This window comes from Mucilaginibacter sp. Mucisp73, assembly GCF_059491465.1.
Genome location: NZ_CP168507.1, coordinates 453,367 through 466,658 on the forward strand (window position 1 = coordinate 453,367; position 13,292 = coordinate 466,658).

General features: G+C 42.5%; 13 protein-coding genes. 4 read left to right on the top strand and 9 right to left on the bottom strand.

The genetic code is table 11. The features are described 5' to 3' along the window. Positions 1 to 3 precede the first annotated feature (3 nt). From ACEN82_RS01985 to ACEN82_RS02000, 4 genes are all read left to right on the top strand, one after another. A complete protein-coding gene (locus ACEN82_RS01985) occupies positions 4 to 1,008 on the top strand; it encodes an arabinan endo-1,5-alpha-L-arabinosidase (RefSeq protein ID WP_413322776.1) in 1,005 nt (334 codons plus the stop codon). 236 nt (positions 1,009 to 1,244) lie between these two features. After that, positions 1,245 to 2,222: a glycoside hydrolase family 43 protein gene (locus tag ACEN82_RS01990; RefSeq protein ID WP_413322775.1), complete on the top strand. Its 978-nt coding sequence runs from the start codon at positions 1,245 to 1,247 to the stop codon at positions 2,220 to 2,222. A 210-nt stretch (positions 2,223 to 2,432) separates the two neighbouring features. Further along, positions 2,433 to 4,370: an alpha-amylase family glycosyl hydrolase gene (locus ACEN82_RS01995; RefSeq protein WP_413322774.1), complete on the top strand. Its 1,938-nt coding sequence runs from the start codon at positions 2,433 to 2,435 to the stop codon at positions 4,368 to 4,370. A gap of 165 nt (positions 4,371 to 4,535) precedes the next feature. Then, on the top strand, positions 4,536 to 4,727 hold the full coding sequence (locus ACEN82_RS02000) for a cold-shock protein (protein WP_091220527.1): 192 nt from the start codon (positions 4,536 to 4,538) through the stop codon (positions 4,725 to 4,727). A gap of 125 nt (positions 4,728 to 4,852) precedes the next feature. On the opposite strand, the gene hemH is transcribed toward ACEN82_RS02000, so the two are convergent. The 9 genes from hemH to ACEN82_RS02045 all read right to left on the bottom strand — a co-directional run bounded on the left by hemH (position 4,853) and on the right by ACEN82_RS02045 (position 13,260). After that, complete coding sequence (gene hemH, locus ACEN82_RS02005) at positions 4,853 to 5,872, bottom strand: ferrochelatase (protein WP_413322773.1); 1,020 nt, start codon at positions 5,870 to 5,872, stop codon at positions 4,853 to 4,855. A gap of 259 nt (positions 5,873 to 6,131) precedes the next feature. After that, complete coding sequence (locus ACEN82_RS02010; protein WP_413322772.1) at positions 6,132 to 6,818, bottom strand: fatty acid desaturase; 687 nt, start codon at positions 6,816 to 6,818, stop codon at positions 6,132 to 6,134. Positions 6,819 to 6,846: 28 nt separating this feature from the next. After that, the gene (locus ACEN82_RS02015; protein WP_413322771.1) at positions 6,847 to 7,698 is read right to left on the bottom strand and encodes a 4-hydroxy-3-methylbut-2-enyl diphosphate reductase; all 852 of its coding nucleotides are present in this window, start codon (positions 7,696 to 7,698) and stop codon (positions 6,847 to 6,849) included. Between the two features lie 93 nt (positions 7,699 to 7,791). After that, the gene (locus tag ACEN82_RS02020; RefSeq protein ID WP_413322770.1) at positions 7,792 to 8,469 is read right to left on the bottom strand and encodes a carotenoid biosynthesis protein; all 678 of its coding nucleotides are present in this window, start codon (positions 8,467 to 8,469) and stop codon (positions 7,792 to 7,794) included. Beyond that, positions 8,448 to 9,536, bottom strand: a complete 1,089-nt coding sequence (locus ACEN82_RS02025) for a glycosyltransferase family 2 protein (RefSeq protein WP_413322769.1) — start codon at positions 9,534 to 9,536, stop codon at positions 8,448 to 8,450. The genes ACEN82_RS02020 and ACEN82_RS02025 overlap by 22 nt, the downstream gene beginning before the upstream one ends. A gap of 3 nt (positions 9,537 to 9,539) precedes the next feature. Further along, positions 9,540 to 10,166 (bottom strand): 1-acyl-sn-glycerol-3-phosphate acyltransferase, encoded by a 627-nt coding sequence (locus ACEN82_RS02030; protein WP_413322768.1) that lies wholly within the window; start codon positions 10,164 to 10,166, stop codon positions 9,540 to 9,542. A gap of 184 nt (positions 10,167 to 10,350) precedes the next feature. Continuing rightward, the gene (locus ACEN82_RS02035; protein WP_413322767.1) at positions 10,351 to 10,974 is read right to left on the bottom strand and encodes a lysophospholipid acyltransferase family protein; all 624 of its coding nucleotides are present in this window, start codon (positions 10,972 to 10,974) and stop codon (positions 10,351 to 10,353) included. Positions 10,975 to 10,976: 2 nt separating this feature from the next. Continuing rightward, positions 10,977 to 11,786 carry an alpha/beta fold hydrolase gene (locus ACEN82_RS02040; RefSeq protein ID WP_413322766.1) on the bottom strand — a complete coding sequence of 270 codons (810 nt, stop codon included), beginning with the start codon at positions 11,784 to 11,786 and terminating at the stop codon, positions 10,977 to 10,979. A gap of 223 nt (positions 11,787 to 12,009) precedes the next feature. Next, positions 12,010 to 13,260, bottom strand: a complete 1,251-nt coding sequence (locus tag ACEN82_RS02045) for a 3-deoxy-D-manno-octulosonic acid transferase (RefSeq protein ID WP_413322765.1) — start codon at positions 13,258 to 13,260, stop codon at positions 12,010 to 12,012. Between the last annotated feature and the right edge of the window lie 32 nt (positions 13,261 to 13,292).

The window sequence follows — 13,292 nt, forward strand, 5'->3', positions numbered from 1 at the left end:
ACGTTGAAAAAGATCCTACTGATCATATCCTTATTGTTCCCGGGCATTTTCAGTAATGCTCAGGAACTAAGGACTGATATATCGGTACATGACCCGGTAATGATCCGGCAGGATAGTACATATTATATCTTTTGTACGGGTAACGGTATCGCCATGTGGTCGTCGGCAGATAGGATACACTGGAAGGCCGAGAAACCGGTATTTGCTGCACCTCCGCAATGGGCTCTTGACGCTATTCCTGGTTTTAAAGGCCATATCTGGGCCCCGGATATTTCGTTTTACAATGGGCTGTATTACTTGTTTTATTCTGTATCGGCCTTTGGCAAAAACACTTCGGCCATAGGTGTAGCAACCAATACAACGTTACATACCAATGATCCTGCATATAAATGGGTTGATCATGGAAAGGTAATTCAATCCATGCCAGGCAAAACCAACTGGAATGCCATCGACCCTAATTTAATTACGGATAAAGATGGTACGCCGTATTTAATTTTCGGGTCGTTTTGGGATGGATTAAAACTGGTGAAGCTGAATAAAGACAGGTTAAGCGTTGCGGAAAATATTGATAACATTCCAACCATTGCAACACGCCGAAAAATAGCAACGGAAAATCTACCCGCTGTTGACGGGAACCCTGTTGATGCAGGAGGCAATGCCATTGAAGCGCCCTTTATATTTAAGCACGATAAATATTTCTACCTATTTGCCTCAATAGATTATTGCTGTAAAGGGCCGAAGAGCACTTACAAAATGATTATCGGGCGTTCAAAAACACTGAAAGGGCCATACCTGGATAAAGAAGGCATAGCCATGAACAAAGGCGGCGGCAGTATCCTGCTGGCCGGCGATAAGGATTGGTACGGTGTTGGACATAACGGTGTAAGCACCTTTGACGGCGCGGATTACATCATTTTCCATGGCTATGATGCAGCGGATAGAGGGATTTCGAAATTGAGGGTGGAGAAGCTGGATTGGGTTGATGGATGGCCGGTGATAGGGAAATAACTTCTGGATGATGTTACCCGTGAGGACACGGGACGGGGGAAGAATAGAAATAAGAGGGCCGGGAAGTGCGATTCCCTCCCTTGGGAGGGTGTAGGGAGGGGTTTTTTCGCCGCGCAAATTCCATGGTAAAGCGTACAAACCCCTCCCAGCTACCACACTCACCAATCGCACCCCTCCCGAGGGAGGGAATTGAAAAGACTCGTAGGCTTAATGCCCATGATTTAAAATTGACTAATATGAAAATATCACAATACCTGATCGCATTAGGCCTGGCATTTGGCAGCCTGACATACGCCAATGCCACAACCCGCGATACCACTTTCCATTCGGATGGCAATCCCATCATCAGGCACAAGTATACCGCCGATCCGGCGGCTATGGTTTATAAGGATAAGGTATACCTGTACACCGGACATGATGAAGCTGCTCCCGGTCATAACGGCTATACTATGCACGACTGGACCTGCTTCACTACAACCGATATGGTGAACTGGACAGAGCATCCTTCGCCTATGAATGTTAAGGAGTTTAAATGGGCTAAGGATGATGCATGGGCTTCGCAGGTGATAGAACGGAATGGCAAGTTTTACTGGTATGTGGCTGTTGAACATGGTACTATCCATGGTAAAGCTATCGGTGTAGCGGTGTCTGATAGTCCGCTGGGGCCGTTTAAGGATGCCCGTGGCAGCGCTTTGGTTACCAATGATATGACTAAAGCCGTAAAGCATTCATGGGATGATATTGACCCGACGGTTATTATTGACAAAGACGGACAAGCCTACCTGTTTTGGGGTAACGGCATTTGCTATTATGCTAAATTAAAAAGTAACATGACCGAGTTTGACGGCGAGATTAAAACCATCACACTGCCGCATTATACCGAAGCGCCGTGGATCCACGAGCGTAATGGCTGGTATTATTTATCTTATGCTTATGAGTTCCCCGAAAAAATAGCGTATGCGATGAGCAGGAATATTAATGGTCCGTGGGAATATAAAGGCATCATCAATGAAATTGCCGGCAACTCAAATACCAATCATCAGGCTATAATAGAGTTTAAAGGCAAATGGTATTTTATATATCATAATGGCGCGCTGGTACCAGATGCCGGTAGTTTTCACCGCTCGGTTTGTATCGATTATTTGTACTACAATAAAGATGGCAGCATTAAGCGGGTGGTAATGACCAGCGAAGGGGTTAAGCCAGCTAAATAATTATTCCCACTCAAGCCTTCCCTCGGTAGGGAGGGCTTTAATGTTTTCCTTACATGATAGTCCAAAGGGCGAATTATTCAGGTTGATAAATACATAATTTAATGAAAAGTAATTTTACCAATTATTTTACTGATATTGCGTTGCTGAAGCGATATGGCCTGTAACCAATTGGCTATGATTGCTTTGGTAAGGAACCAATTATAACAAAATATGATCATTAAAAATGTTTACTTATTAATTGCCGGACTTTTATTGGCCGGTTTTACTTCATGCAAAAAGAAAGAAGTCTTGCCGGGCAATTCCGGGAACGTTCCCGGTTATACAGTGGTGAACACCGGAAAGGCATTACCGGCAGGGGCAAAAGATGGTGTTACCTTTATCAATTCGGGTAAATCGGTGATTTTTAACCTGTATGCGCCGGGCAAAAAATCCGTATCAGTAATAGGTGATTTTAACGGTTGGGATGTGAATGACACCAAAGCCGTGATGAACAACACACCCGATGGTAAGCGCTGGTGGCTGCAAATTGATAACATCGACCCCGCTACTGAATATGGTTACCAGTTTTATATTGATAAATCATTGAAAGTAGCTGATCCATATACCGAAAAGGTGCTTGATCCTGATAACGATTCATACATTTCTGCAGATACCTATCCCAACTTAAAAAAGTATCCAACCGGGAAAACTACCGGTAATGTAAGCGTTTTTCAGGCCAACCAACCAGCTTATACCTGGAAAAATAACAACTTTACCCGCCCCGATAAAAAGAACCTGGTTATTTATGAATTATTGGTTCGTGATTTTATTGATGCCCATAACTATCAAACCCTCACAGATACGCTGAAGTATCTCTCCAACCTGGGTGTTAATGCTATTGAACTGATGCCTTTTAATGAGTTTGAAGGTAATCTTTCATGGGGGTATAATCCGTCTTTTTATTTTGCGCCTGATAAATACTACGGCACCAAAAACGCCTTGAAAGCTTTTATTGATGAGTGCCACTCGCGGGGTATAGCGGTAATCCAGGATATGGTGCTTAATCATTCCTTTGGCCAATCGCCAATGGTACAGATGTATTTTAATACAACAGCAGGTAAACCTGCGGCCAACAATCCCTGGTATAATGTGGATCCAACGCATCCTTACAATGTAGGTTACCAGTTTAACCATGAAAGCGCCGACACTAAATATTTTGTAAAAAATGTGCTCAAATTCTGGATGACGGAGTACAAGATCGATGGTTTCCGCTTCGACCTTTCAAAAGGTTTTACCCAGGTTAACTATGGCACGTCTGATGCAGCCGTGAACGCATGGAGCCAATATGATGCCAGTCGTGTAGCCATCTGGAAAGATTATAACAACTACATCAAAAGCATCGATAATAATAATTTCTACGTAATACTGGAGCATTTTGCGGCTAACCAGGAAGAAAAAGAACTGGCCGGCGAAGGCATGATGCTTTGGAACAACCTGAACTATAATGCCAATGAAGCTACTATGGGCTGGCTAACCAACTCCAATTTTCAGGGTTTGTTTTATGATCAGCATACGTTTACGCAGCCGTATAACCTGGTAGGTTACTTTGAAAGCCATGATGAAGAACGCCTGCAGTTTAAAAACGAAAGTTATGGTAATGCCGTTGGCAGCTACAATGTAAAAGATAAAAACACAGGGTTGGCGCGCGAAGAAATGGCAGCCGCGTTCCTGTTCTCGGTTCCGGGGCCTAAAATGCTGTGGCAGTTTGGTGAGCTCGGCTACGATGTAAGTATTAACCAGGGGGGCCGTACAAGCAATAAACCCATCTACTGGAACTATAATACCGATCCTAACAGGAGGCATTTATATGGCGTTTATGCAAAGATGATTAAGATGAAGGAAAAGAACGCTGTATTTGCGTCAACTAATTATACTTATGACCTTGCCGGCCCTATTAAAACTATACAGTTAAAAGATGCCAGCGCGAACGTTGAGGTGGTTGGTAATTTTGATGTGGTGCAGCAAACCGGCAATATCAGCTTCCCGGCTACCGGAACGTGGTACGATAACATTCGCAAAACCAGTATTAATGTAACATCATTGCCATATTCCATGACGCTGCAACCCGGCGAATATCATGTTTACAGCAGTGTGGCATTGCAGCAGTAAGCAGCTAAAATGCTAAGTATTAAGGCCTCCGGATATAGTGAAACATTGTTTTTAGGCGATGTTTTTAAACTTACAATTATGCTTGTGGAAACTATAAAAGTGTAATGTCCTTATTTTTAATAATTTATTGATTATTAATATTACCTTTGTGGCTTAAATAAAAATATAATGCAAGGAACAGTAAAATTCTTTAATGAAACTAAAGGCTTCGGATTTATTACACCAACAGATGGTGGTGCTGAAGTTTTTGTACACGTATCAGGTTTGGTTGACACTATCCGTGAAAACGATAGCGTTACCTACGATGTAGAGCAAGGCCGTAAAGGCCCAAATGCGGTGAATGTAAAAGTAGCTTAAACTATTAATTATATAAAAATCGTACGGCATCTGTTCAGCAATGGGCAGATGCTTTTTTTATGCAATAAAAAAGCCTAACGCATGCATTCCGTTAGGCTATGGTTATCTTTCGACCCGAAGTACGCTTAAGATGGGTTTACCATCTGCACTAAAGCATCTATAAACTTAGGGGCATCATTCAAACTCTCAACCAGTTGCACATGCTCACCGCCAAGCGCTCTAAACTCGTCACCGTATTCGGTAGTTACTTCATATACGGTTTCAAGGCAGTCGGCTACAAAGGCGGGGCAAAATACCAGGAGGCGCTTTTTACCTTCGCTGGCCAGCTTAGCTACGATTTCGCTGGTGTAAGGCTGCACCCATGGATCGTTGCCCAGGCGCGATTGAAAGCAGATGGTATATTTCTCTTTCGGAATGCCCATTTTTTCAGCTATCAGTTTCGCTGTATGGTGCGATTGTGCCGAATAACAAAAGCGGTTGGCATCGGTAAGCGTTTCACAGCAACCTGTAGATTTAAGGCAGTGGTTATGCGTATGGTCGGCTTTAATCAGCTGCCTTTGCGGCAGTCCGTGAAAGCTAAATAAAATGTGATCGTAGGTATCCGGGTTGTATTTTTGAGCGTTATCGGCAAAAGTTTCAATCATGAGCTCGTTATCATGAAACGAGTTGATGAAGCTGATATTCGGCGATGTTGGCCATTTTCCAACAATATCCATTACCTTTTCATAAACAGATCCGGTACTGGCCGAAGCATATTGCGGAAACAAAGGGATTACCTGGATACTTTCAACAAGGGCTGCCTTCAGTTTCTCCAAAGCCGATTCGATAGAAGGGTTTTGGTAACGCATAGCCAACTCAACCATATAGCCATCGCCAAGGCGCTGTTGCAAGGCCTGCTGTTGTAAAATGCTGTAGTGTAACAGCGGTGAGCCTGTTTTAGGATCCCAGATGGCCTGGTACAACTTGGCCGATTTAGGCGCCCTGAACGGAACAATAAGGCCTTTAACTAAAAGGGTACGTGAAATGGCCCCGATATCAATAACCCGCGGATCCATCAAAAACTCATTCAAATAACGCTTTACATCTGCTGTGCTGGGGCTATCCGGGGTGCCCAGGTTAACCAGTAAAATTCCTTTTTTAGCCATAACTGTAGGCGCAAAAATAGCAAAAAATGCCCCGTAAGTTATGACGGTGGTCACAATTTACAAATAAATGAGGTGTAAGATAAGTGAATGTTTGAAAGTAGAAATTGAATTTAGGAATTGTGTTATTTGTTTTTAAGGAGATATGTTGATAAGGAATTTAGCGTATCAGCATTTTTATATGATTAGGGCGTTGCCTGCGGCCGGGCTCTACGCTCATACTGCACGGGCATTAGTCACAGGCCGGTATCCGCTCCGATCCCTAACGCGGGTTGGATTTAACAACTTTCCACAGCCTCCACCACGGTACACCCGGCGATTCATGGTGCTCATAATGATAGCCAAAAAAATAGCAGCTAAAAAATGCAGCCAAATGATTACGGCGCTGGCTTCGGGCAAAGTGCCGGTTATCGTGTTCGCCTTTATGGGGCTGATATGTACCGAAGTAAAATAACTGTAATGTGCTCAGCAATGATGGTACAACCCAAAACATAATCAGGTTTGGCTGTGGGATCCAGATCTTCAGGATATTAAATACAACAGCCATCACCACAATTTGCCATATGGACAGGTAATTGCGGATAAATTGTACATACCATGCAAAAAAGCTGCCCTGATGATAATCCGGATCTTCATGGGTATGTACGTGGCTATGGTGCCTGTGGTGTTTGGTGTACAATTGCGGGTACCAGAACGAGGCATATAGGAACGTGCTGAGGTAACCCACAAAGTTATTTAAGCCCTTATCAGGCGAAACTGTACCATGCATAGCATCATGTGCTGTGATGAACAGCCCGGTATAAAGGTGCATTTGCACCAGCATCAGTACATAAACAAGAGGATTGCCGAAGCTGAAATGCCACCGCATCAGTAATGTAATGCTTGTTGCCCAGCAGCCAATTACCAGCGCGGCCACAAATAAACCAATATTTGAGGGACTTTTTTGCATGTTACCTATTACAGCAAAAAGCGTGCTGTTAAAAGCTTTCTATAGCGGCTTTTACTTTCTGCATCAGCCACATGGGGGTTGATGTTGCACCGGCAATACCAATGGTATCATTTGGCGCAAACATGTTTTTATCCAGCTCGTCGGTTGAGGATATGAAGTAAGTATTGGGATTGTGCTTGCGGCATACTTCATACAACACCTTACCGTTTGATGATTTTTTGCCCGATACAAAAACAATCTTATCAAAGCGCGTTGCAAATTTGGGCAGGTCTTTATCCCGGTTACTTACCTGGCGGCAAATAGTATCATTAGCCTTAAGGGCGTAGCCGCGTGAAATAAGCTCGTCTTTCACCGAGTAGAATTTATCCATACTCTTGGTGGTTTGGCTATACAGCGTAATGTTGTGCGGCAGTTCTACATTGTCAAGCTCGGCAATATCCTGGAAAACTATCGCCTCATTATTGGTTTGTCCCTGCAGGCCAACTACTTCTGCATGACCGTGCTTGCCAAAAATCAGGATCTTCTCGTTCGAGTCGTATGAGGTTTTGATGCGGTTTTGCAGTTTAAGCACTACCGGGCATGAGGCATCAATAAGGGTGATGTTATTCTCTAAAGCCGTACGGTAGGTGTCGGGAGCTTCGCCATGGGCACGGATGAGCACCTTTTCATTATGTAGATCTTTAAGCTGGCCGTGCTCAATGATGAGCAGGCCTTTTGCTTTAAGGCGTTCAACCTCTTCGTCATTATGCACAATATCGCCAAGGCAGTACAGGTAGCCATCCTCTTCTAAAATCTCTTCGGCCATATCAATGGCATAAACCACCCCAAAGCAAAAGCCCGAATCCTGGTCAATAGTAACCTTTAACTGATAATCTCCCATGGTGCTGCAAATTTACGGCAAAAATAACCGTTGATTGTAATGATTGCGTTGATTTTGATGATTATTATATCACTAAATAGTTGATCCCTTAACTCAATACACCAAATTCAAAACAGCAAAAAATAAAAACTGCGCAATTAGTAGTGTTGGGCCAACAATGCTTTGCCGTTTAAATTTAAACTGCTCAAATATAAAAAGCAGCAATGCACTCAGCACAAACCAGCAAACATAGTTTTTAAACGGAACGCCGGTATCCAGCCAATGCCAGTAATCAAAATGTATGGCAATAGGCTCAATCAGCACATCGAGCAGGGTAAGGATCATAGCTCCTGAAAGTATTCTTACCAATGTACTTTTTAGGCGGCTTCGCTGCAGGGTAATGCCCGCGGCATAGACCAGCAGGAACCAATTTACCCCGATCATCAAGGGAATTTCAAATAGTTTAATGCCAAGTGTTCTGCCATATTGATAATGCCCGAAGAGCCAACCGGTATGTACACCGATGTATTCGGCCAGGAAGCCGGTGACGAAGGTGGTGAATGCAAACAGCAGAAACCTGCTGTCGAAATTGTCATAACTATAAACGATAATCCCAAGCATCAATAGTAAATGCCATGGTACCAGGGTTATAAATAATACGGTTAATGAGGGGATAATAAAGCCTGTCAACCCTACCAAATGAAACAGGAAAATAACTATGATACAGATCCTGTTTTTTGCCGGGGCAGAATTATCGGATGCTATGGGCTTCAAATTTTTCGCCCTTTCCACATCGTGGTTTTGGTAAGATACCTTTGGATGGATAAAATAGCTACGACAAGCAGGCTAAACATTTGAGCAGGATGTAAAAGGATGTTATACTCCGCTTTTTGACCGGCCGAAAGGGAGATCATGATCCGCGTAAGAAAAATCAAGCCAGCGGTAAAAAGTATCAGCGGCATGTTCAGGGTTGTCAGGATAATCAGCGGACCGGCAATAGTGATGGTAATGTACACCAAAAAACCAATGATGCTGTAGTTAAACGCCGCCAGGAAATTTTTACTGAACCCGTTTATAGCTTCGCCATAGCCCCGGTACATGCGGCAACTGATCATGCCGTTGGCCAGCAGGGCCTCACCATTATAACGCTCCGCTTTTATGAGGCGCATGATCTCCACATCTTCCACCACCTTGTTTTTTACCGCTTTGTGCCATTGGTGTTTATGATAAATGGCAGCATCAAACAACATAAACTGACCGCTGGCGGCCGCTACTGAGGCGTTTTTTAATATATATACCAGGCGTAAAGGCAGTAGGTTTAGCAATATGAAATGCATAAGAGGCACTACCAGGTTCTCGCCGAGGGTAAGCATGGTTTGATTGCTGAACAGGCTTAATAAACCCAGTTGGTGCAAATGCATGCGGTGTACCGCGCTGTTGATAAGGCGGTTACTAACTTGTTCGTCGGCATCCAAAAACAGCAGATATTTACCATTGGCCTGTTTAGCCATTTGGTGGCAGGCGTAATTTTTTCCCATCCAGCCATCAGGCAATTTACCTCCCTTTAACACCCTGAAGTGAGGGTGCCCGGCGGCAAATTCAGTACAAACCTGGTAAGTATCATCGCTTGAGTCATCGTCATAAATAATAACCTCGTAGTTGTTATAATCCTGCTGATGGATGGAATTTAACAGGGTTAATATGTTTTCGGCCTCGTTACGTGCAGGGATCAGGATAGAAACTTTATCCGAATAATACCGTCCTATATGTGGCAGTTTAGGGTTGGAGATATAATTGAATAGCGTTACCGCAAACCTGAGTATGATAAAAAAGAGGGTTATTAATATAGCTATGGTCACTTTTTATATATCAAATTCGGTTTGCAGTGCTTTGGAGGCTTCATAATGCCTTTGGTAAGCTTCTTGTAATTTACTTATGCTTTTACCGGTGTAATTTTCTGGTTCGCTTTTTAAATAAACGGTTGCCGTTGCCTTTTTATGTTTAAAGTACTGAATAAAAGTTGAAGCAAAAACGAGCTGGAAATTCCCGTTTGCTTTTTCAATGATTCTCATAACCCCTTTTTCAAAGTTTATGTTGGTAACAAAGTTAGCATACAGTTTGCCCTGTGGAAACATCAAAACCAAATTTGCCGGATCGGTAAGCAATCCGGCCGCATAGTCAAGTGATTGGATGATACTTTTTGAATCTTTTTTTACTGAAAAAGCACCCACATATTTCAGGAAGCGCTCGCTACGGGCAGTCTCTTCCAGGATCATGACATGTAACTTTTTCTTTAGCAATTTATCGTTTACGCAGTATAATATCAACCCATCCCAAAAACTAAAGTGGTTGCCTATCAGCAGCACCGATTTATTTTTATCAATTACAATATCGTTAAACAATAGTTCATGAAACGTTTTGCCAACTATCCATTTAATATAGTAATGGACAATACGGGTCATGAAAAAGTTTTCTTTATTGCGGATCATATTTTACACGAATGTATTGCATGTCGGCTACAATTTTATCGAATTACACGGATTAAAGCAGTTAACACGAATGCTTTGCCATTGTTTACTGTACAATTTGACCGAATTACACGAATTAAGTAATGAATATCCCAAATGGAATTAGCGCCAATTCGAAATAATTCGGGAAATTAGTGTCAATTAATTAGTGCTCCATATTGATCTGGTTCTTCAACGCTTGCTGATGCGCGTTATTAATGTTCTCTTTTAACTGCTCAAAAGTAAGTTCATTGGCAACACCCAAATCAAACAGGTGAACATAGGCACGGGGTTTCAGGCTTTCAAAGTAATCGATCAGGGTACAATGATAAACCACCTGGCAGGGGCCTTTTATCTGTCGCATCAGTTTATAAACACCGGTTTCAACACGTATATGTGTTTCATGGTTTGAATAGAGCTCGCCCTGTGGAAATATCACGATGAGGTTATCAGAATCATTTAATATCCCGGCCGAGTAACTGAGCGAGTCGAGTATTGCCCTTGACCCTTTTTGAATAGAGTAAGCACCAATGTACCGAAAATAACGATGCTGATCGAACTGGTCTTGCTGCATCATGATGTAGAATTGCTTTTTAAGATCATAAACAGCCGTCCGGTTAGCAATGAAGCCATCCCACCAGCTAAAATGATTGGTCAAAAGCAATATTGAATGGCCCGGGCGTGGCTCAAAGGGCTGTACATTAACCTCTTTAAAATTACGGCCGATCCACCATTTTACGCAACGGATGAATAGTTTACTCCAAAATTTCTTTTTACGCGAAGGTACCATGTTTATTTAACTAAATACTCGTCAAGTGCCTTTGTAACCAACCAGTGCCCAAGTTCAATTTCATGCACTTCGGCATTATGGAGCATTCCTAAAAATGGCATTGCCGCCGATTTAGGGAAAAGCTTATCATGCCTGCCAAATATCAGCAAACATTTAATTTTATGCTGATTGATTAGTTGTGCTACTTTCTGCACGTCAGGTTTTAACTGCCTGATCAAATTTAGGGTATAATAGGTGTCAAGCCGTTTTTGTTCGGTATCAATTTCATTATAAGCTATGCTGTAAAGGCTTTCGTCAATAGCGCCAACGGTTTTCATGCTTTTAACTAAAAAAGGTGCCAGCCATTTGCTTTTTGTAGCCGTACGGAAAATTGCGCGTCCAAGCTTATTATGTAATATAAAATGAAAGCCTTTAAATACAGCCAGGCCATCAGGAGCCATTAAAATGATGTCATCGATCATATCGGCATATTCCTCAACCAATATCAGGGCCAGGTTGGCGCCTATAGAATAACCCATTACCGAAAAACGTTGCCGGCCGTGAAGCTTAAACCATTCTTCCATGTAGCTGCGTACCATGGTTTTGGGCATCCCGGCCACGATCTGTTGCTCTGTCCAGCCATCCAGCCTGCTTTCGCCGTGAAAAAAGTGATCGAAACCATAGATGTGATATTGGGGTAGGATAGATTGATCAAGTACATGAAACTGCTTCCCGGTCATGCCATAGCCATGAAAGGCCAGCAGCGGTTTTTGACCGGTACCATACTCGTGAAAATGTGCTTTGCCCAGGCCGGGCAGATGTAAAAAACCCATTAAGGCAATATTAAGAATTTATGGCTTTTGTACAGTAAACAACCATGTTTTGTTTTGAATGATGGAATAGTCTTTTTATAAATTGTCATTTCGATGAACGGCGGAGGTGGCGAAGCGGGGCGTGAAGAGAAATCTTCTGCTTCCTGCAAATCCACCATACATGGTTTACTTACCGGGTGTACAAGATTTCTCACCCGTTCCTCATATGATAAATGACATTTTTTTATTTATCGATATACTTCATGATCATGTCCGTAGCCCCTACGTTTTCCTTCACATAATTAAATACCTTTTTACGGGTAATATTATAAAACGCCTCGTCATTAACCAGTGTGTCAACAATATCTTTTAATTCTGTTTCATTGCTGATGCTAAAACCAGCTTTAATGGCTATAAGTTCCTTGGCTTCGTTAAATTTCTGATAATTAGGGCCAAAAATAACCGGCAGACCGAACGCAGCTGCCTCCAGGGTATTATGAATTCCCACACCAAAGCCGCCACCTATGTAAGCAACGTCGGCATAAGCATAAAGCGATGAAAGCATGCCAATATTATCTATCACCAGCGATTGAAGATTGTTAGATGTAAGCGATTGGTTAATAAAATCTCCCGACTTCAGACCTTCGGCTTCGGTTTTTAGCTGTGAAAACGTGATGGCTTTTCCTTCCGGAAGCAACTCTATCAAGTTATTGATCTTTTCTTCCGGTATTTCATGCGGAGCGAAGATGAATTTCCAGTTGGGATATTGGATTACCAGTTTAGCCAGGAAGGCTTCATCTTGCGGCCAGGTGCTGCCCGCGATAAACAGTTTGTGCCCGTTTTTAAATTCTTCAATCAGGGGCAATTGTTTAGGATTTTGTGCATTGGCCCAAACGCGGTCAAAACGGGTATCACCACTCACCGATGTATTGGTAATGCCTATGTTTTCCAATAGCTGCTTAGAGCTGTTATCCTGTAAAAAAAAGTGGCTTACCAGGCTTAATATTTTGCGGTTAAAACCGCCATACCATTTAAAAAATACCTGTTCGGGCCTGAAGATGCCCGATACGATATACAGGGGGATGTTACGCTTGTTTACTTCATTAAAAAAATGGAACCAGTACTCGTATTTAGTAAAAATGACAATTTCGGGGTTAATAGCATCAATAAACCTGCGGGCGTTTCGGGCGGTATCCAAAGGCAGGTAGTAAACATAGTCGGCCAATGGGGTGTTTTTCCTGATCTCATATCCCGAAGGAGAAAAAAAGGTGATTACTATTTTCTTTACGGGATGTAAATTTCTCATAGCTTCCAGTATGGGCCTTCCTTGCTCAAATTCGCCAAGTGAAGCAAAATGAAACCAAACACTGCTATCCATACGTACAAAAACAATGTTTTTACGTCCTGCAATCCAAAGTTTTGCCTTATTGTTAAATAGCGAGGCAAAACGGATAAAAAGGGAATATAATTTGATACCTATATTATATAATAACATCAATTTTAACGCTGAATGATTATCTTAGCCGG

Coding starts and splice junctions, on each gene's coding strand:
- ACEN82_RS01995 (WP_413322774.1), top strand. CDS start 2,433: ATGATCATTAAAAATGTTTACTTATTAATTGCCGGACTTTTATTGGCC.
- ACEN82_RS02045 (WP_413322765.1), bottom strand. CDS start 13,260: ATGTTATTATATAATATAGGTATCAAATTATATTCCCTTTTTATCCGT.
- ACEN82_RS02015 (WP_413322771.1), bottom strand. CDS start 7,698: ATGGGAGATTATCAGTTAAAGGTTACTATTGACCAGGATTCGGGCTTT.
- ACEN82_RS02030 (WP_413322768.1), bottom strand. CDS start 10,166: ATGATCCGCAATAAAGAAAACTTTTTCATGACCCGTATTGTCCATTAC.
- ACEN82_RS01990 (WP_413322775.1), top strand. CDS start 1,245: ATGAAAATATCACAATACCTGATCGCATTAGGCCTGGCATTTGGCAGC.
- hemH (WP_413322773.1), bottom strand. CDS start 5,872: ATGGCTAAAAAAGGAATTTTACTGGTTAACCTGGGCACCCCGGATAGC.
- ACEN82_RS02040 (WP_413322766.1), bottom strand. CDS start 11,786: ATGGGTTTTTTACATCTGCCCGGCCTGGGCAAAGCACATTTTCACGAG.
- ACEN82_RS02010 (WP_413322772.1), bottom strand. CDS start 6,818: ATGCAAAAAAGTCCCTCAAATATTGGTTTATTTGTGGCCGCGCTGGTA.
- ACEN82_RS02035 (WP_413322767.1), bottom strand. CDS start 10,974: ATGGTACCTTCGCGTAAAAAGAAATTTTGGAGTAAACTATTCATCCGT.